This is a genomic window from Achromobacter mucicolens (genome assembly GCF_902859725.1).
GTDB classification, from domain to species: domain Bacteria; phylum Pseudomonadota; class Gammaproteobacteria; order Burkholderiales; family Burkholderiaceae_B; genus Achromobacter; species Achromobacter mucicolens.
Genome location: NZ_CADIJP010000007.1, coordinates 97,431 through 116,904 on the forward strand (window position 1 = coordinate 97,431; position 19,474 = coordinate 116,904).

Genomic DNA, 19,474 nt, shown 5'->3' on the forward strand with positions numbered 1-19,474 from the left:
TGACGGGAAAGACGGTCCGTGCAGATGCCAGCGCAGATGTCCGCGATGCCGCCCGCGACCACGGCGGCCGCCCGCCGCCGCGTCAGGCGGCCGCGATCCGGCCCGCGGCTGCGTCAGCCGAGCGCGCCGTAAATGCGCCGGGCGTCCGCCGCCGTCGCCAGCGGCCGGCCCAATGCCCGCGCGCCTTGCGCGGCCTGCGCCACCAATGCCGCGTTGTCCGGGGCGATCGTCCCGTCGCGCAGCTTCAGGTTGTTTTCGAACCCCACGCGCATGTGTCCGCCAAACGCGGCAGCCGTCGTGACGCAGGCGTTTTCCTCGGGGCCGAAGGCGCAGATGGCCCACGGCAGCGAATGATCGTAGGCGGCCAAAAAGGGCAGCAGGTCGTACGCCGACGACGTTTGCCCAGCGCTGTAGCGCCCCAGCACGAACAGCACCGACCACGCGCCTGGCGGCACCAGCCCGCGCGCGCGCAGCGACAGCCAGCGGCGCACGTCGGCCTCGTCGTACAGGATGATCTGCGTCATGATGCGGCGCTCGGCCAGCCACGCCAGGAAGGCGGCCAGATCGGCTTCGGCAATGCCCGGCACGGCGATTTCGCGCAGGCCGATGGAGACGGCTTCGGGCTGCAGTTCGCGCACCATCGCGATCTGCTCGGCGGCCTGGTACACGCCCGCCGCTTCGCTGGTCACCTGCACCAGCAGTTCGTCGCCAACCGCCTTGTGCACTGCGGCAAGCGCGTCGCGATAGGCCTGCGCATCCAGCAGGTGGCTGCCGTCGGGCTTGCGCACGTGCATGTGCATCATGGCGGCGCCTGCGTCCAGGCAGGCCCGGGCCTCGCTGGCCAGCGCCTGCGCGGTCAAAGGCACGGCCGGGTGGTCGGCGGCCTTCTTGTAGGCGCCGTTGGGCGCGACGGTGATGATGACGGGCGAGTCGGCCAGCGCGGCGCGCGGCAGGACGGGGGAGGGGGCAGCGGCGCTCATGGCTGGATCTCCGGCAGTTCGGGGGCAATCAGGTCCAGGCCCGCGCGCAGCAGCCTGTCGTAGCGCGCGCGTTCGGCGGCGATGGTCTCGGGCGTCCAGACATGGAAGCCTTCGCCGGCCTTCATGCCGTGGCGCCCGTCGGCGGCGCGTTCGGTCAGGCAGCGCGCCGGGTGGTCGGCGTTGCAGAAGGTGGGATACATCGTGGCGCCGGCCGCCGCATGAACGTCGATACCGGCGTGGTCGCGCTGCATGACGGGGCCCGCCGCCAGGAACCGGAAGCCGAAGCCGAAGCGCACGGCGGCGTCCACGTCCTCGGGCGACGCGATGCCGCGGTCGATGAGGTCAAAGGCTTCGCGCGACAAGGCGTGCTGCAGGCGGTTGGCCAGAAATCCGGGCAGATCCTGCTTCACCTTGACCGGCACGCTGCCGCAACGCCGCATGAACGCAATCAGCGTGTCGGCGCAGGCCTCGTCGCTGGCCTCGCCCAGCACCACTTCCACCAGCGGCACCAGGTGCGCGGGCATGAAAAAGTGCAGGCCCAGCATGCGGCCGCGCGTGTCCAGCCCCTGGCTGATCGCACTGATCGGAAAGCTGGAACTGTTGCTGGCCAGGATGGCGTCCGGCCGCGTGCGCCGCGCCAGGTCCGCAAACAGGGCCTGCTTGATGTCCAGCCGCTCGGGAATGCACTCGATGACCAGATCCACGGTGGACCAATCCACCGCGTCCAGCGACGGCGCGGTGGCCAGCAGCGTGGCGTTCGCCTCGCGCCCGATGACCTTCAGGTTTTCCGCCACCCGCGCCGGCACGCCGGCCGAGCGCTCGGCATTCGATTCGATCACCGTCGTGCGGCACGCCGCGCGCGTCAGCACGACGGCCACATCCGCGCCCATCGTGCCGCCGCCCACCACCACTGCATGCGCCGCGCCCGGATTGGGCAGCGCCTTCGCGTCCTTCTGCATGCTGTTCTCCTGATTCTGGAAATCCGTCTGGAGGCGAGTGTAGAGAAGCTCGGTTGATTGATGAATCAGAATTTTTTAATAGAATGATCGACCAATCAGATCAATAACGCCCGGGGACAAACCATGCAGATCAATCTCTCCATGCGCGACATCGACACCACGCTCGTGCTGGGCCGTACGCTCAACTTCCGGCAGGCCGCCGGGCAGTTGCATCTGTCGCAGTCGGCGCTATCCACGCAGATCCAGCGGATCGAGGAGGCGCTGGGCGTGCGCTTGTTCGACCGCACGACGCGCACCGTGCGGCTGACGGCCGCGGGCGAGGTCTTTCTGCAGCAGGCCGCGACCCTGCAGGCGGCGTTTCGCGACGCGATCGCCGCCGTGAGCGGCATTTCCAGCGCGGAAGAGGGCCAGGTGTCGGTCGCCGCGCTGCCGTCGCTGGCGGCACGGCTGCTGCCGCGCGTGCTGATGACCTATCGCCAGGCGCACCCGCATGTCGCGCTGAAGGTGCGCGACACGCTGTCCGGCCCGGCCTTCGACCTGGTGCGCGCGGGCGAAGTGGACTTTGCCCTGACCGCCGCCGACCCGCAGCACGCCGACCTGCACTACGTGCCGCTGATGTCCGACAGCTTCATCCTGCTGATCCCCGAGGCGCATCCGCTTGCGCGCGCAAAGGGGCCGCTGCGCTGGGCCGACACGGCCGGCGCGGAGCATGTGTCCATGGTGCACCCGAGCAGCGTGCGCCAATACACGGAATGGGCCTTCCTGCAGAACCGCATCCGCTTCGCGCCCGCCTTCGAGGCCGAGCACCTGACCACCATCGTCGCCATGGTGGAATGCGGCTTCGGCGTGGCCGCGCTGCCAGAGATCGCCGCCGGCGCGGTGGCGCAGACCGGCATCGTGCAGCGCCGCCTGACGGCGCCGGTGGCCGAGCGCTCGATTGGGTTGGTGACGGCGCGCAACCGCAGCCTGTCGCCCGCCGCCGTGGCGCTGGTGCAGACGCTTCGGGAGTACGTGGCGGCGCAGCCGCGATGAAAAAAGCCGGCCTCGTTGCGGAGGCCGGCTTTGCGGCAGGCAGCGGATTCGCGGCGCGGGGGCCGCGGATCTTTGCACGCGTGCGGATCAAAAATCAATCTGCGCCGACAACAAGAACGTGCGCGGCGCGGCCACCGTCGCGTACGAGCCGCTGGCCAGCCAGAAGTCCTTGTTGAACAGGTTTTCGATATTCGCGCGGAACACCACGGAGCGGCCCAGGATTTCGGTGTTGTAGCGCGCGCCGATGTCGTAACGGGTCCACGAGGGCAGGGTCAGGGTGTTGGCCGCGTTGAAGTACATCGACGAGGTGTGGATCACGCGGGCGTTCAGGCTCAGGCCGCGCACCCAGGGGGTGTCCCAGTCCACGCCCAGGTTGAAGGTGTTCTTCGGCACGCCGTTGGCTTCGTTGCCGTCGTTCACGCCGCCAGCGGTGCGCTTGAGGGTGGCGTCGTAGAACGTGGCGCTGGCCATCATGCGCAGGCCGGGCATGGCTTCGCCGAAGGCCGACAACTCCAGGCCGCGGTTGCGCTGTTCGCCGTCGAAGCTGTAGATCCGCGTGTCGGGATCGGTCATCGAGTTGGGGCGCGTGATCTGGAACACCGAGGCGCTGGTGATGATCTTGCCCCAGTCGACCTTCACGCCCGCTTCGTATTGCTTGGACTTGTAGGGCGCAAACACCTGGCCGGCGTTGGCGGCCGTGGCGGGGGCGATGCCGCCGCGGGTCAGGCCGGAGGTGAAGTTGCCATACAGCGAGACGTTGGAAATCGGCTTGAACACGATGCCGGCGACCGGGGAAATCGCGCTTTCGTCATAGGCGTTCAGGCGCGCGCCGGTGGCGGTGGAATAGTTGTCCAGCGCGACGCGCTGGTTGCGCAGGCCGCCGGTGATCAGCAGGGTGTCGTCGGCGAAGGACAGGGTGTCGGTCAGCGTGTAGCTGGTCAACTCGGTCTTGGACGCCTTTTGCGGCGCGCCGCGGTAGGCCGTGACCGGGGGCAGCGGCGCGGGGCGGTAGATGCTGGACGGCACGCCCGGGCCCGAGGACGTGACGTAGGCGTTGCCGGACTCCTGGTCCAGGCGCGTGGCCGACAGGGTGACAGTGTGGCCGACGCCCCAGGTGTCGAAGCGGGCGCGCAGGCCGACGTCGCCCGTCCAGGTGCGCGAATACGAGTCGTAATAGGCGTTGGACACCGTGAAATTGCCCAGTGCATCGGCGGGGCCAGACGGGAAGGTCTGCTCGGCGGTGCCGTAGCGGTAGCCGGTCGCGCCGTAGACCATCAGGTGGTCGTTGATGTCGTACTCGAGGCGGGTGGCCACGGTCGAGTCGTTCAGCTTGAGCTTGGTGCCGGGATAGAAGTTGCGGTGGCCGGACGGCGGCGACGGCAGCGACGTCACGTTCGACTGGAAGCCGATCTGGGGGCGGAAATTGTCGATGTCTTCGTGCTGCGTGTAGGCGTCCAGCGACCAGCGCAGCTTCGTGCCGCGGTAGTCGAGCGCCAGCGCGCCCACGCCTTGCTCCTGCTTGCCGTCATCGATGTTGGTGTCGCCGTTGCTGTAGACGCCGTTGGCGCGGATGCCCCATTCGTTGTTCTCGCCAAAGCGCCGGCCCATGTCGAGTTGGCCACCCAGTTGCGATTTGCTCTGGTAGGTGGTGGTCAGGCGGGTCAGGGGTTCGTCGCCCGCGCGCTTGGTGACGATGTTGATGCCGCCGCCGATGCTGCCGCTGGGGCCGATGCCGTTCATCAGCGTGCCGGGGCCCTTCAGGACTTCGACGCGCTCCATCAAGGCCGCGGGCATGCGGCTGGCGGACGCCAGGCCGTACAGGCCGTTCAGGCCCACGTCGCCTGCCGCGACGGAAAAGCCGCGGATCTGGAATTCATCGGAGAAGCCGCCGCTGGACGTGGTGGTGCGCACCGAGGACTCGCTGATGACGATGTCTGCCAGCGTGCGGGCCTGCTGGTTCTCGATCATCTGCGCGGTGTAGTTGGTGGTGCTGAACGGCACGTCCATGATGTCGCCCGTGCCCAGCACACCCAGGCCGCCGCCGCGCGCCACCTGGCCGCCCGCGAAGGGCGCGGGCAGGGTGGGATCGGCGGCCGAGGCCGTCACCGTCACGGCGGGCAGTTGCGTCGTGGCGATGCCCGCGCCGGCCGGGCGGTCCAGCACATAGCTGCCATTGGACTGTGGCAGCACGCGGATGCCGGTGCCGGCCAGCAGGGCGTCCAGCCCTCCGCGCACGCCGTAGGCGCCACGCAGTCCGTTGCTTTGCAGGCCAGCCGTCACGTCGGGCCGGAACGACAGCACGATGCCGGCTTCACGCCCGAAGCGGCCCAGCGCATCCTCAAGCGTTCCCGCGGGAATGTCGTAGCTGCGCGTGACGGCGGCCTGCGCGTGCGCGGCGGTGGAGACGGCCAGTGCGGGCGCCGCGAGCAGCGTGGCGGTGGCGATGCGGCCCGCCAGGCGCGCCGTGGCTGCGCGGCGCAGGATGCGGGAGGGCTGGCGCTTGGGCGCCCGGACGTGATTCATGAACTGGCCTTTCAGAGAGGTGAGGTTGCTGTGTGCTCACCCTCCTTGACCCTTCGGATCGAAAAACGGATCAGCTTTTTTGTAACAGCGGCGACGGACGCGCCGTGTCGGGGCCGGCGATGAGGTGCAGACGGCGGCCGCGCCAGAGCCGCGTCTCGGTTTCCACGCGGATGTCCAGCGTGGCGCTGAGCGCGGCCAGCACCTTGTCCACGTTGTTGACGGGAAAGGAACCGGACAGCAGCCGGTCCGCTACGGCGGGATCGCAGCTCAGCGTATCGCGGCAATAGCGGCCGAGTTCGGCAATGAAATCGGCCAGGCGCATGCCGCGCGCCACGATGAAGCCGTCCTTCCAGGCGATCTGGTTGGTCTCGGCGGCGGCCGGCTGCGCGACGCCACGAGACGAGTAATGGGCGCGCAGTCCCGCCTGTAACGTCAGTCCGTGCGCGCCGTCGTCGCGCGGGCGGATCTGGACGGCGCCTTCGAACACGCTGACCTCGGTCGAGGTGTCCAGCAGCCGCACGGCGTATTCGGTGCCCAGCGCGCGCGCGGTGCCGTGCGCGGTCTCAACAAGAAAGGGACGGTGGGGTCCGCCTGTCTCTTGGGCGGTGGTGATCAGGATTTCGCCCGCGATGAGCGCCACGCGCCGCAAGCCCGCGCTGTAGCGCACGTCGATGGCGCTGTCGGTGTTCAGCACTACACGGGTTCCGTCCGGCAGCGTCAGGCTGCGGTGTTCGCCGACGGCGGTGCGATGGTCTGACGTCCAAGAGCGCCACGGGGCGCTCTGCCCGACACCCCAGGCCGCGCCGCTGGTGATACCCAGGACGCTCACGGCCTTCAATGCGCGCCGGCGCTGGGCGCAGGCGGGGGCCGCCAGCGCAGCCTGCGCGATGGCCGAGCTTCCCGGGCCGGCCAGCGGCTGCAGGCGGCCTTGCACGGATTCAATGCGCAGCCACGCGCGTTCGTGGTCGGGGTGCGCGGCGCGCCAGGAGGTCCATGCCCGCACCGTTTCCGGGGCGACGGGGTCATCTTGCAATTGCACCAGCCATTCCAGCGCGCGTTGCGCGACGGCGGGCGATACGGCAGCCGCATCGCGGGTGGCGCCGTACCAGGGCGAGGCGGACATGCGGCGGCTCATCCGGTAAAAGACAGATCGGCGAAGCAGCAGCGCTGCAAGGCCTTGACGAGATAGCGCTTGACCGTGGGAACCGAGATGCCTAGCGCTTCGGCCACCTGGGCATGCGTGTGCCCGTCCAGCTGCGACAGCAGGAATGCCTGCCGCACGATGGCGGGCAGCCCATCCAGCAGGCGGTCCAGTTCCAGCAGCGTTTCCAGCACGATGGCCCGGTCCTCGGGCGACCAGTGCACCGCCTGCGGGGCCTGGGCCAGCGCCTCCAGATAAGCGCGCTCCAATTTCTCGCGGCGCCAGTGGTTGGACACCAGGTGCTGGGCGACGGTGGTAAGAAACGCGCGCGGCTCGGTGAGCGTGGCCGGAATCCGGTCGCTGCTAAGCAGGCGGATGAAGGTGTCGTGCGCCAGGTCTTCGGCCTGATCGGCGTTGCCCAGGCGGCGGCGCAACCAGCCTCTCAGCCAGGAGTGGTGATCGCTATAAAGCGTTTCGATGGAGGAGGGGAAGGCGCATCCCGGCGTACTCAAGATCCAACCTTTTGATCAAGCCGCCGGCGCCTCGCAGTCGGAGGCGGGACAACTGCTCATGCGAATTACGGGAAATAGTAATTGTTATTATTACCGATTCCAGGCAGGGCTTGTCAAATTGTTGCCGGGCGAGGGCGGCCGGGCGTTGCCGGCAGGCGTCAGCGCGGCGCGCCAGCGACTGGGTGTGCGCCCTGCGTCTGCGCATACGCCTGTTGCGAGGCCAGATAGGCATCGCGCGACGGGATCAGGTGGTCGCGGCACACCGCCATCAGCGCGTCGCGGTTACCGTCGCGCAGCGCCTGGATCATCGTCCAGTGTTCCTGCCGCGCCCGCTCGCGGTGGCCGGCTGTCACCAGGGAGCCGAAGCGGATCGGGTGGGTGCGCCGCGCGTATTCCTCGATGGCCTGGCCCAGCACGGCGTTGTCCAGCAGGCCGACGAATTCGCGGTGAAAGTGCTGGTTGCTGCGGAACACGCGGCGCGCGTCGCCCGCGGCCACCGCGGCGTCGTGCTCGCGCTGCACCGCCACCAGCGCGGCCAGCCGCGCTTCGGGCACGGGCAGCGGCATCTGGCGGGCGGCGTGCACTTCCAGCACTTCGCGCAAGGCGTACAGCTCCATGACCTCGCGCACCGAGAAGGCGCGCACCACTGCGCCGATATTGCGCTTTTTCTCGACCACGCCCAGGAGCTCCAGGTCGACCAGCACCTGGCGCACCGCGTGCCGCTTCATGCCAAAGCGCGCCATCAGCTCGTCCTCGGTCAGGCGTTCTCGCGGATGCAGCCGGCCGAAGACGATGTCTTCCTCCAGCGCGGCCACCGCCGCCTGTACGGCGTCGGGGGCGGGTTCCTGCAAGGCTGCGGGCATGGTGGCGTTCATGGCAATGAGGGCAGGTTTACTTCTTGGGCACCGTGTCGTGCGTGACGCCGGCGCGCAGGAAGTCGAAGTCGACGCCCTGGTCGGCCTGGGTCACGGACTGCAGGAAGAGCTTGCGGTAGCCGCGGTCGGCGGCCGGCCGCGTGATGGGCTGTGCGGCGGCGCGGCGCGCCAGCTCGGCGTCGTCGACCAGCAGCGCGATTTCGCGCCGGGCCACCGACAGGCGGATGCGGTCGCCGGTCTGCACATAGGCCAGCGGACCGCCGATGGCGGATTCCGGCGTCACGTGCAGCACGATGGTGCCGGCCGCGGTGCCGCTCATGCGGCCGTCCGAGATCCGGACCATGTCCTTGACGCCGGCGCGCGCCAGTTTCTTCGGGATGGGCATGTAGCCGGCTTCGGGCATGCCCGGCGCGCCAGTGGGGCCGATGCGCTTGAGCACCAGGATGTCGTCGGCGGTCACGTCCAGCGCGTCGTCGTCGATGCGGCGCGCCATGTCCTCGGCGTCTTCGAACACCACCGCGCGGCCTTCGTGCTCCATCAGTTGCGGATTGGCCGCCGACTGCTTGATGATGGCGCCGCCGGGCGCCAGGTTGCCGCGCAGCACGGCCAGGCCGCCCACCGGATAGATGGGCGCGGCGGCCGTGCGGATGACGTCCTGCTTGAAGGGCGGGGGCGCATTGTCCAGCTCTTCGCCCAGCGTGCGGCCGGACACGGTGAGCACGTCCAGATGCAGGAAGGGACGCAGCTCGCGCAGCAGGGCGGGCATGCCGCCCGCGTCGTGGAAGTCTTCCATGTAGTGCTGGCCCGACGGCTTCAGGTCGACCAGCACGGGCGTCTCGCGGCTGATGCGGTCCAGGCCGGCCAGGTCGATGTCGATGCCCAGGCGGCCTGCGATGGCGGTCAGGTGGACGATGCCGTTGGTCGACCCGCCGATGGCGAGCAGCACGCGCAGCGCGTTTTCGATGGACTTGCCGGTCAGGATGCGGTCCGGGGTCAGGCGCGAAGCCGCCATGGCGACGGCGGTGGCGCCGGTGTGCTCGGCCACGCGCACGCGGTCGGCGGTGACGGCCGGGGCCGAGGCGCCGCCGGACACCATCATGCCCAGCGCTTCGGTGATGCAGGCCATCGTGCTGGCCGTGCCCATGACGGAACAGGTGCCCACGCTGGCGACGAGCTGGTTGTTCACGTCGGCGATCTCGACGGCGTCGATTTCCTCGGCGCGGTAGCGGCCCCAGTAGCGGCGGCAGTCGGTGCAGGCGCCGACGCGCTCGCCGCGGTGCGAGCCGGTCAGCATCGACCCGGTGACCAGCTGGATGGCGGGCACGCCGGCCGAGGCGGCGCCCATCAGTTGCGCGGGCACGGTCTTGTCGCAGCCGCCGATCAGCACGACGGCGTCCATCGGCTGCGCGCGGATCATCTCCTCGGTGTCCATGGACATGAGGTTGCGCAGGTACATGCTGGTGGGCTGCGAGAAGCTTTCGTGCACCGAGATGGTGGGAAAGTCCATCGGCAGGCCGCCGGCCAGCATGACGCCGCGCTTGACGGCCTCGATGAGCTGCGGGGCGTTGCCGTGGCAGGGGTTGTAGCTGCTGCCGGTGTTGACGATACCGATGATGGGACGCGCCAGGGCATCGTCCGACAGGCCGGCGCCCTTGATGAAGGCCTTGCGCAGGAACAGCGAAAAACCCTTGTCGCCGTAATTGGTCAGCCCGCGGGCGACGCCTTGCGCGGTGGCGCTGTCGCTGTCAAAGGGGCCCTTGCCGGGCTTGCCGCCCTTGGTCTCGTCCGTCATTTTCAGTCCCGATAATATTATTGATAATCCTGCGGCGTCATCATATCCAGCCCCTTGCAACGCTCGCAAGCGGTTTGTGCAGATGCCCTCTATTGATCTGAAATGAAGATCAGTCGATAGAAAAATGGCGATTCTTCAATCAAGCACGGACCCCTACACTGGCGCGGTTGACGAACCGGGCGTCCGTTCATTCCTATACCCATCCCGGCTTGGAGAGACCCTATGTCAGACCTGCGTCTGCGGCCGCGCCGCGCCGTGCTGTTTTCCCTGCTGGCCCTGTGCGCCGGCCTTTCCGCCCCGGCGCATGCCGCCGACGCCTATCCGGACAAGCCGATCCGCATGATCGTGCCTTATCCGCCCGGAGGCGCCACCGACGTGATCGGCCGCGTGCTCGCGCAGGAATTGACGGGCGCGCTGGGCCAGACCGTGGTGGTGGAAAACCGCGCTGGCGCTGCCGGCAACATCGGCGCGGACCAGGTCGCCAAGGCCCAGCCCGACGGCTACACGTTGCTGATGGGCGCGCTGACCAGCCACTCCATCAATGCCGCGCTCTACCGTGGCCGCGTCACGTACGACGTGGAAAAGAGCTTCGCGCCGGTGTCCATCGTCGGCACCGTGCCGCTGGTGTTCGTGGTGAACCCGTCGGTGCAGGCCAAGACGCTGCCCGAATTCATCGCGCTGGCCAAGTCCAAGCCCGGCTACCTGACCATGGCCTCGGCCGGCAACGGCTCGCCTCAGCATCTGGCCGGCGAAATGTTCAAGCGCGCGGCGGGCGCCGACATCCTGCACGTGCCTTACAAGGGCAGCGGCCCGGCCATGACCGACCTGATGGGCGGACAGGTGTTGAGCATGATCGAGACGGTGCCTGCGGCGCAGGCCAACATCAAGGCGGGCAAGCTGCGCGCCCTGGCGGTGACCTCGCCGCAGCGCGTCGATGCGCTGCCCGACGTGCCCACCGCCGCCGAGGCCGGCCTGAAGGACTTCGAGGTCAGCTCGATGTTCGGCATCGTGGCGCCGGCCAACACGCCGGCGCCGGTCATCGAGCGCCTGAATGCCGAGCTCAAGAAGATCCTGGCCAAGCCCGAAGTGAAGGCGTCGCTCCTGAATCAGGGCGCGATCGCCACGTGGACCACGCCCGCCGACGCCGGCGCGCGCGTGTCGGCCGAAGTGGCGCGCTGGACCAAGGTCATCGATGAGGCGGGTGTGAAGGGCGAATAAGCCCATTGCCGCGGGTGCCTTGCGCGCCATCGCCGCCATGCGCCGGAAATCCGCCAAGGGTTTCCGGCGTTGTCGTTTTTGCGGCTATTGAAAGGAACCGAAATAATCGATTCCCGTCGCACGACGGCTACGCCGGGGAAACACCTATATTTCAGACAATTGCAAAGCTGCGGGAATGGCTATGCAATAAATCGCAATAAACAGGTTTGCACCGCCGCAAAGGTGGTTGACCCCAAATTCAGTAGCCCGTAATGTGTTTCGCGGGCCTTAGGACGGCGGGGGGATACCAATGACTGAGAACCAGGACGAAAAGTCGATCCTGCACACGCATTTCGGTACGCAGAGCCCATATTGGCGGTTGTCCGCCGATAGCGATGCGATTGAACTCGCCGCAGTCAAAGGCGCGACCAACATCGCCATGGCCTTGCGCCCGGATCAGGCCGAGGCCGTGCGCAGCCTGACCGGCATCACGTCCAGCGTGCGCATCGACATCATGCTGTACGGCGATCTGCTGCACCTGCACCTGGTCGGCCGCAAGATCAACCCGAACGAATGGGCCGGCACCGCCTCGGCCCACACCGATACCGAATCCGTCGCCAAGGACCTCGTAGAAGGCCTGTCGTTCGCCGAAACGGTGGTGTCCGAAGCCAATTCGGTCATCGTCATCGTCGACCAGAACGGCCGCGTGCAGCGCTTCAACAAGCTCAGCGAGGAATACACCGGCAAGCGCGAACAGGACATCGTGGGCCGCAGCGTCTTCGAGATGTTCATGACGCGCGAAGAAGCCATCGCCTCGCGCCGCAATATTGCCGAGTTCTACAAGCGCGGACAGTCGTATGAGGTCGAGCGCACGATCAACACGGTCAAGGGGCCGCGCCTCTTTCTGTTCCGCAACAAGTTCGTCACCAGCGGCAGCGGCGAAAAGCGCGTCTACCTGATCTGCTCGGGCACCGACATCACCGAGGAACGCCAGGCGCAGGAGCGCCTGCGTGTGCTTGCCAACACCGACATGCTGACCAACCTGCCCAACCGGCACGCGATTACGTCGCGGCTGAAGGCAGCGCTGGACGCCGGCCGGGAAGGGCGGGGCGGGGTGCTGTTCCTGGACCTGGACAACTTCAAGCGCATCAACGACCACTACGGGCACGGCTTCGGCGACCGGCTGTTGAAAGCCGTGGCCGTCGCCATCTCGAACTGCCTTTCCGATGGCCAGACGCTGGCCCGCCTGGGCGGCGACGAATTCATCGTGCTGCAGGAAGAGGCGCAGGCCTGGCAGCTGGAGGCCACCGCGCAGCGCATCATCGACCGGCTGCGCGAGCCCTTCCGCCAGGGCCTCATCGAGGTCTACACCAGTTGCTCCATCGGCATCGCCATGTATCCCGACCACGGGGCCGACCTGGACAGCGTGGTGCGCAGCGCCGACATCGCCATGTATGTGGCCAAGGAAGCGGGCCGCCATACGTACCGTGTGTTCCAGCCCGACATGGACCGTCGCAACGCGGACTACGTGTGGCTGGACACCAATCTGCGCAAGGCGCTGGCCGAGAATCATCTGATGCTGTACTACCAGCCCAAGCTGGTGGGCCGCACCGGCGAGGTGGACGGCGTGGAAGCGCTGGTGCGCTGGCGCTCTCCGGAGCGCGGCATGGTCGGACCCGACACCTTCATCCCGTATGCCGAGGAGTCGGGCCTCATCTCGCCGCTGGGTGTCTGGGTGATGCGCGAAGCTGCGCGGCAGGCGGCGGCCTGGAAGCGCGACGGCCTGAACCTGCGCATCGCCATCAACATGTCGGCCCGCCAACTGGACGACAAGGGCGTGGTCAGCGAATTCATGCGGGCCATCAACGACGCCAGCCTCAATCCCTGCCTTCTCGATATCGAACTGACGGAAAGCTGCCTGATCGACGATGAAGACGCGGCCATCGAACTCATCAAGCAGTTCCGGCAACTGGGCGCGCGCGTGCACCTGGACGACTTTGGCACGGGCTATTCGTCGCTGTCGCAGCTGGCGCGCATTCCGCTGGACGCGATCAAGCTCGACGCCAGCTTCGTGCGCGGCGTCAACGAGAATCCGGTGTCGCAGGCGTTGGCGCGCGCCATCGTCGCCGTGGCGCGCACGCTGGAGCTCAAGGTCATCGCCGAGGGCGTGGAGACCCAGGAAGAAACGGTCTTCCTGGACACCCTGGGCGTGGACGCCAAGCAGGGCTATCTGTACGCCAAGCCCATGCCGGCGGAAGAGTTCACCGCCTGGCTGGCGCAACGCCGCCGGCTGCATCTCATTGCGTGACGCAACCGGCGGCGCGCCGCCGGATCAGTGCATGGTGGCCACTTCGGTGGCCTCTGAGCTGCCTGCCGTGCGGCGGTTCTGCGCCATCACCAGCCGTTCCATGTAGGCGCGGTCCTTCGGATCGATGGAGAAGGCCGCCTCGACCCAATCCTCGGTGATATCCATCAGTTCGGAACGCGACAGGCTCAGCACGCGCTGGCGGGCGCGCAGCATCGCGCGCATGCCGTTGAGCTTGGGCCGCATCACGTCGATGAAGGTGCGGGTGGCCTTGTAGGCATCGCCCGGCTCGAACAGCACGTCCACCAGGCCGCGGCCGTGATACCACTCGGCGGTGTGCGATTCACCGGTGCCGATCAGCTCTTCGGCCAGCTTCATGCCCGAGCGGCGCGCGACCAGCGAATAGCCGCCCATGCCGGGAAACAGGTTGAACGCCATTTCGGGAAAGCCCATGCGCGCATTGTTCTGCGCCAGCACGAAGTGGTGGGCCAGCGCGGCCTCGAAGCCGCCGCCCAGCGCGGTGCCTTCGATCATCGCCAGCGAAATGGCGCCGGTATCGAAACCGCGCGTGGCGGCATGCACGCAGTCCACGCAGGCGCGGGCATAGGCGCGCAGCGCTTCGCGCTTGCCGGTGCGGATGGCCTCGGCGAAAAAGTTCAGGTCGCCGCCAACGTTGTAGATCTGGGGCACCAGCGAACCGGTGACCCAGAAGTCGATGGGCAGGCCGGAATCCTTGGCGGCGCGCGCCAGGGTCATGATCTCGTCGATGAGTTCATGGTTAAAGCACGGGCGCGGTTGCGCGCGCAGCATCATCCACATGACACGGCGACCTTCCTCGTAATACGCGGAGATCTGCTTCAGATTGCCTGCGGCGGTAAAGGGGTGGCAGTCCGGATGAATGAGTTGATTCATTGCTTTCGTCCAATCGATCAAGGTGAGTCGGAGTACTGCCGGGTCAGGCTAAACCACGGCTTAGGCACTCCGTCTCATGCAAACCTCGTCCGACTGGCCAGACTTTTCCGTAATGCAAAGTCCCGAGCGCGCGATCGGAAAATTTCAAAACCCGCAACGGCCCCTCGGTCCATCGGCCGAGGCGCGCATGGGTAGAACGGATGAGGACAGCAGCAAATATGCGGCGTTCAGCGCCGTGAAAGAAAAGCCCGGCCGACTGGCCGGGCTCGTGCGTTGGGATGAGAGCGCGCCGCAGGAAGGCGCCGGCGCTGACGAAAAATTTTCAGGCCACGCCGCCATTGGCGCGCACGATCTGCCCATTTACCCACCCGCTGTCCGGTCCCGCCAGGAACGAGACGATGCCCGCGATGTCATCCGGTTGGCCCAGGCGTTCCAGCGGCGGCATCTTGGCGTAGTGCTCGATCAGCTCGGGGCTCTTGCCCTTGAAGAACAGCTCGGTGGCGACGGGGCCGGGGGCGACGGCATTCACCCTGATCTGGCGGCCGCGCAGTTCCTTGGCAAAGACCTGCGTCAGGCTTTCGACGGCGGCCTTGCTGGCGATGTAGACCGAGTAGCCGGGCAGGTTGAGCGCGACGGTGGTGCTGGACACATTGACGATGCTGCCGCCATCGGCAAGGCGGGCGGCGGCCTCGCGCAGGGTGTTGAAGGTGCCGCGGGTGTTGATGTCGAACGTCCGGTCGTACAGATCGTCGCTGGTGTCCGCCAGCGGCTGCACCTGCAGCACGCCCGCGCTGTTGACCAGCACGTCCAGGCGGCCGAATTCGGCCGTGACGGCATCGAACATCGCGCGCACCGCATCCGGCTTGGAGACGTCTGCACGCACCGCGAGGGCGCGGCCCCCGGCCTGGCGGATGTCGGCGGCCAGGGCGTCGGCGTCTGCCGCGCCGGACGAATAGTTGATGGCGACGGCAAAGCCGTCATTGGCCAGGCGGCGCACGATGGCGGCGCCGATGCCGCGCGATCCGCCCGTGACGAGGGCAACACGCTGGGAAGCTTGGTCGGTCATGGGATCTCTCCGTGAAGGGGTGAGGCGTATGATCGACTATTCCGTTCGAAAGATAATTAGCCTGCGTTTGCTAAGATAATTTCATTTGCTTTAACAATAGGCCTGCGTGGCAGGTAGCCAAAGGCATGGATCGATTCCAGGAAATGCAGGTATTCGTGCGCATTGCGGAGCGCGGCAGTTTTACCAAGGCCTCCGATGACCTGCGCATTCCGCGCGCCACGGTGACCAACCTGATCAAGCGCATGGAAGCCCGGTTGGGCGCGCGCCTGCTCGAGCGCACCACGCGCCAGGTGCGGCTGACGCACGACGGCGAGGCCCACTACCGGCGGTGCGTGCGGCTGCTGGCCGACCTGGAGGAGGCCGATGGGGCGTTCCTGGATACGGCTCCCAAGGGGCTGCTCCGGGTCAATGCGCAGGGCACGCTTGCCCGCTTTTTCGTGATGCCCGGCCTGCCGGACTTTCTGAAGCGCTATCCCGACATTGCCCTGCATTTGGGCGAAGACGACCGGCTGGTGGATCTGGTGCGCGAAGGCGTGGACTGCGTGCTGCGGGCGGGCGTGCTGCAGGATTCGACGCTTGTCGGTCGCACGATCGCGCAGATGCCGCAGGTGACGGTGGCCAGTCCCGCGTACCTGGCTCGACATGGCATGCCGGACAGCGTGCAGGCGCTGGAAAAGCACCTGGCCGTGGACTACGTGTCCAGCGCCACGGGCCGCGCGGCGCCGCTGGATTTTTGGATCGATGGGCGCATCGTGCAGGTGCGCCCGCGCGCGGTTGTCAGCGTGAGCGGCGCCGAGCTTTACACCAGCGCGGCATTGGCGGGCCTGGGAATGGTGCAGGTGCCGCGCTATCGCGTGGAACGCGAACTGGCGGCGGGGCACTTGAAGATCGTGCTGCCCCACGCGCCGCCCGCCCCGATGCCGGTGTCGGTGTTGACGCCGCAGAACCGGCAGGTGCCGGCGCGGGTGCGCGTGTTCACGCAGTGGCTGGCGGGCGTGTTTGCCGCCGCCTTCGATCAGACGATGCCGGTCAGGTAGAACACGCCGATCACCAGGAACACCGACAGCGTCGATATCAGGGTGATGGCGAAGATGTCGCCATAGGACTGGCGGTGCGTCAGGCCCGTGACCGCCAGCAGCGTGATGACCGCGCCATTGTGCGGCAGCGTGTCCATGCCGCCGCTCGCCATCGCAGCGACCCGGTGCAGCACTTCCATGGGAATGCCGGCCGCCAGCGCGCCGTCGATGAAGGTCTGCGACATCGCGGCCAGCGCGATGCTCATGCCGCCGGAGGCCGATCCCGTGATGCCGGCCAGCGTCGTCACCGCCACGGCTTCGCCCACCAGCGGATCGGGAATGGCTTTCAGGGCCTGCGCCACCAGCAGAAAGCCCGGCAGCGCGGCGATGACGCCGCCGAACCCATACTCGGCCGCGGTGTTCATCGAGGCCAGCAGCGCGCCCGACACGGCGCTCTTGCTGCCCTCGGCAAAATGCGACTTGATGGCGCGAAACGAGAACAGCAGGATGGTGACGATGCCCGCGATCAGCGCACCCATTACGGCCCACAGCGCCACCTGTTCATCCGCGTTGACGGGCAGGGGCTTGGGCAGGCCGGGCAGGTTCACTTCGGAGCCGGCGGGATACCAGCCCGGGATCCAGCGCGTCAGCAGAAAGTTCATCACACCCACCACGACCAGCGGCAGCAGCGCGATCAGCGGATGATGATTGCGTTCGGCGGGGGGCGTGGCGGGTTCGTTGCGCAGGTCCGTGCCGTAGGTCTCGCCGGCCGCGGCGGCGCGCTTGCGGCGCCATTCCAGGTAGGCGATGCCCGCGGTCAGCGTGAACGTGGCGCCGATGAGGCCCAGCCAGGGCGCGGCCCAGGTCGTGGTCTCGAAGAAGGTCGTCGGAATGATGTTCTGGATCTGCGGCGTGCCCGGCAGCGCCGTCATGGTGAACGTGAAGGCGCCCAGCGCAATCGCGCCCGGCATCAGACGCTTGGGGATGCCGCCCTGGCGGAACATCTCGGCGGCAAACGGGTATACCGCGAACACCACCACGAACAGCGACACGCCGCCGTATGTGAGTACCGCGCAGACCAGCACGATGGCCACGATGGCGCGCTCGGCTCCGATCAGCCGCAGCACCGCCTGCACGATGGCGCGCGAAAAGCCCGATAGCTCGATCAGCTTGCCGAACACGGCCCCAAGGAGAAACACGGGGAAGTAGAGCTTGGCAAAGCCCGCCATGCGCTCCATGAAGATGCCCGAGAACACGGGCGCCAGCGCCGACGGGTCCGTCAGCAGCACCGCGCCCATCGCCGCAATGGGCGCGCAAAGGATGACGCTATAGCCTCGATACGCCGCCAGCATCAAGAACGCCAGCGCCGCCACCACGATGAACAATCCGGTCATTCGGTACTCCAGGAATGAAGAGACAAGGGGTGTGGGGCTACACCTTAACGTATCGGGCAGTCAGCGCGCTGCCATCAACGCCGCCGCCTTGTGCGCCAGTTCCGCCACGCCGAAGCTGGTGGCCAGCGCGTGGGCGTCCAGGTCGTCCAGGGACACCCAGCGCGCGTCGCGGGCATCGTCGCCGGCGACCGGTTCGCCAGACACCCAGCGGCACAGCACCGCGATCAGGATGAAGTGGCGGCGCAGGGCGCCTGCGTCGTCGCGGTCGAATACGTCGACGGCGTCGAAGACGTGCAGCGGCTCGGCCGTGACGCCGGTCTCTTCCAGCAACTCTCGCGCGGCCGCATCGGGAAGGCGTTCGCCGGCATCGATCTTGCCGCCCGGAAACGCCCAGCGGTCCTGATCGGGCGGATTGGCGCGGCGCACCAGCAGCACGTGGCCGTCGCGCACGACGGCGGCGATGGTGGCGGCGATGGGGCGCGGGGCGGGTTGGGTCATGCGGGTCTCCAGCGGCAGTCAGGCATGCGGCAAGGATACGCCGGTCTGTTCACACCTCTTCGATGCGTTGGCTGGGGGCGAACGGCGTGCCCAGACCGAGCAGCGCGTAGATGCGTTCGGTGATGCGCTGGCGCCGTGTCGGCCTGCCCATGCGCCACCGCATGTCGAGCCACAGAAGCGGCAGCGCAAAGCACAGCCATACCAGCAGGAACATCCCCAGGATGAAGAGCGCGAGTTCCGGAAAATCTCCCTGTAGCGCGTCGGCGTCCATGAACCAGGTCAGGCCAATCAGAAACAGCCAGACCGCAAGCATCAGGCTGCCGATGGCCTTGAGCAGGGGCGCTCGCTGGTTCATGCCGACGCCGACCGGCGTGTCGCGGCCGGGAATGGCGCGGAATCGCAGATGACACATGTAGGCGCGCCCGTCCTCCAGATTGCGCAGCGCATACACCGCATGCGGTTCGCCCGGAACCGGCTGGGCGTTGACGGCCATTTCAACGGCATCGTCCTGCGCCAGGAACGGCTGCCAGCTTCCCAGCGATTCATCGACCGTCATCAGGAACGGGCGGCCCTGGATGGAAAAGCGATAGTGGCCGTAGGTCGGGCCTTTGTGCACATGCCGCGTTTCATGCGTGATCCCGTCGAGCTGCCCCCGGATCAGGAGCAGGGGCGGATCGCCATCCTGCATCAGCGCGGCCGGTTCCTGCCGGGGACGCGGGGAGGCTGGCGCGGCTGAAGCGGCCGCCATGGCCGCTGGCCGCCGGGCGGGATCGAACTGCGCCTCGCTGGCGAGAATGCGTGGCCGCTCGCGGTGGTTGTGCCAGAGGACATGCAAGGCATTCGCGGCAAGTACCAGCCCCATCAACGCGATCACCAGCGCGAACACCATCAGGAATACGCGCGGCAGCGTCGCGATCCCGGATAGCCACGCAGCACCCAGCGCGGTCACGCCCACGGCGCCGCAGATCGCGGCCTCGCGCCCGCTACGCCGTTGCGCGGTCTGGTAGGTAAGCGGGGCAATGGGATCGCCCTGCGCCGGCACGGCCCAACAGAATCGGTTCAGGCCATGCTGGGCCTCCAGCACGCCAATGCGCACGGCCGTGCCTTTGTCGTGGAAGGCGCGCAGCTGGGCGATGTGCGATGGGTCCAGCCCGGGACCCCAGATGGTTTCCGCGCCGATCCGCAGGAAGGCATCGTTTCGCCGGACTGGCGTTGCGAGCCGGATCTGGTCAATCTTTCCCTCGATGATTCGGGCTGCGCGTTGTGGCATGT

At 67.5% G+C, this 19,474-nt stretch carries 16 protein-coding genes; 4 read left to right on the plus strand and 12 right to left on the minus strand.

All coding sequences use genetic code 11. From position 1 onward, the window contains the following. Positions 1 to 113 precede the first annotated feature (113 nt). Entirely contained in the window at positions 114 to 980 is an 867-nt protein-coding gene (locus tag HV786_RS10605; protein WP_175210783.1) for a beta-keto acid cleavage family enzyme, read from the minus strand. Next, complete coding sequence (locus HV786_RS10610) at positions 977 to 1,939, minus strand: 3-hydroxyacyl-CoA dehydrogenase family protein (RefSeq protein ID WP_175210785.1); 963 nt, start codon at positions 1,937 to 1,939, stop codon at positions 977 to 979. The genes HV786_RS10605 and HV786_RS10610 overlap by 4 nt, the downstream gene beginning before the upstream one ends. 123 nt (positions 1,940 to 2,062) lie before the next feature. Between HV786_RS10610 and HV786_RS10615 the strand changes: the two genes are divergently transcribed. Beyond that, positions 2,063 to 2,971, plus strand: a complete 909-nt coding sequence (locus HV786_RS10615; RefSeq protein ID WP_062840807.1) for a LysR family transcriptional regulator — start codon at positions 2,063 to 2,065, stop codon at positions 2,969 to 2,971. 87 nt (positions 2,972 to 3,058) lie between these two features. Here HV786_RS10615 and HV786_RS10620 read toward each other — a convergent pair whose 3' ends face one another. The 5 genes from HV786_RS10620 to HV786_RS10640 form a co-directional block, all read right to left on the minus strand. After that, positions 3,059 to 5,494, minus strand: coding sequence for a TonB-dependent receptor (locus tag HV786_RS10620; RefSeq protein WP_175210787.1), 2,436 nt, complete (start codon positions 5,492 to 5,494; stop codon positions 3,059 to 3,061). 70 nt (positions 5,495 to 5,564) lie between these two features. Continuing rightward, positions 5,565 to 6,617, minus strand: a complete 1,053-nt coding sequence (locus HV786_RS10625; protein ID WP_175210789.1) for a FecR family protein — start codon at positions 6,615 to 6,617, stop codon at positions 5,565 to 5,567. An 8-nt stretch (positions 6,618 to 6,625) separates the two neighbouring features. Continuing rightward, positions 6,626 to 7,147, minus strand: a complete 522-nt coding sequence (locus HV786_RS10630) for a sigma-70 family RNA polymerase sigma factor (protein WP_128828040.1) — start codon at positions 7,145 to 7,147, stop codon at positions 6,626 to 6,628. A gap of 158 nt (positions 7,148 to 7,305) precedes the next feature. Continuing rightward, entirely contained in the window at positions 7,306 to 8,022 is a 717-nt protein-coding gene (locus tag HV786_RS10635) for a GntR family transcriptional regulator (protein WP_175210791.1), read from the minus strand. 16 nt (positions 8,023 to 8,038) lie between these two features. Beyond that, positions 8,039 to 9,814: an IlvD/Edd family dehydratase gene (locus HV786_RS10640; RefSeq protein WP_175210793.1), complete on the minus strand. Its 1,776-nt coding sequence runs from the start codon at positions 9,812 to 9,814 to the stop codon at positions 8,039 to 8,041. A 222-nt stretch (positions 9,815 to 10,036) separates the two neighbouring features. Here HV786_RS10640 and HV786_RS10645 point away from each other — a divergent pair, with 222 nt between their 5' ends. Together HV786_RS10645 and pdeR are read left to right on the plus strand one after the other, a co-directional pair. Continuing rightward, a complete protein-coding gene (locus HV786_RS10645; RefSeq protein WP_128828041.1) occupies positions 10,037 to 11,032 on the plus strand; it encodes a Bug family tripartite tricarboxylate transporter substrate binding protein in 996 nt (331 codons plus the stop codon). Between the two features lie 289 nt (positions 11,033 to 11,321). Further along, positions 11,322 to 13,319, plus strand: coding sequence for a cyclic di-GMP phosphodiesterase (gene pdeR / locus HV786_RS10650; RefSeq protein ID WP_128828042.1), 1,998 nt, complete (start codon positions 11,322 to 11,324; stop codon positions 13,317 to 13,319). 24 nt (positions 13,320 to 13,343) lie between these two features. Here the strand turns inward: pdeR and HV786_RS10655 are convergent, their stop codons facing one another. After that, entirely contained in the window at positions 13,344 to 14,228 is an 885-nt protein-coding gene (locus HV786_RS10655; protein WP_056316258.1) for a crotonase/enoyl-CoA hydratase family protein, read from the minus strand. A gap of 322 nt (positions 14,229 to 14,550) precedes the next feature. Next, positions 14,551 to 15,294: an SDR family oxidoreductase gene (locus tag HV786_RS10660; RefSeq protein ID WP_128828043.1), complete on the minus strand. Its 744-nt coding sequence runs from the start codon at positions 15,292 to 15,294 to the stop codon at positions 14,551 to 14,553. A 125-nt stretch (positions 15,295 to 15,419) separates the two neighbouring features. Between HV786_RS10660 and HV786_RS10665 the strand changes: the two genes are divergently transcribed. Next, complete coding sequence (locus HV786_RS10665) at positions 15,420 to 16,331, plus strand: LysR family transcriptional regulator (RefSeq protein WP_128828044.1); 912 nt, start codon at positions 15,420 to 15,422, stop codon at positions 16,329 to 16,331. Here HV786_RS10665 and HV786_RS10670 read toward each other — a convergent pair. The 3 genes from HV786_RS10670 to HV786_RS10680 are packed head-to-tail and all read right to left on the minus strand — an operon-like array spanning position 16,310 to position 19,472. Further along, positions 16,310 to 17,704 (minus strand): GntP family permease, encoded by a 1,395-nt coding sequence (locus HV786_RS10670; protein WP_062840816.1) that lies wholly within the window; start codon positions 17,702 to 17,704, stop codon positions 16,310 to 16,312. The two genes, HV786_RS10665 and HV786_RS10670, sit on opposite strands and share 22 nt — an antisense overlap. Before the next feature lie 60 nt (positions 17,705 to 17,764). Next, a complete protein-coding gene (locus HV786_RS10675) occupies positions 17,765 to 18,202 on the minus strand; it encodes an NUDIX hydrolase (protein WP_128828046.1) in 438 nt (145 codons plus the stop codon). A gap of 49 nt (positions 18,203 to 18,251) precedes the next feature. Further along, positions 18,252 to 19,472: a hypothetical protein gene (locus HV786_RS10680; protein ID WP_128828047.1), complete on the minus strand. Its 1,221-nt coding sequence runs from the start codon at positions 19,470 to 19,472 to the stop codon at positions 18,252 to 18,254. Positions 19,473 to 19,474 lie beyond the last annotated feature (2 nt).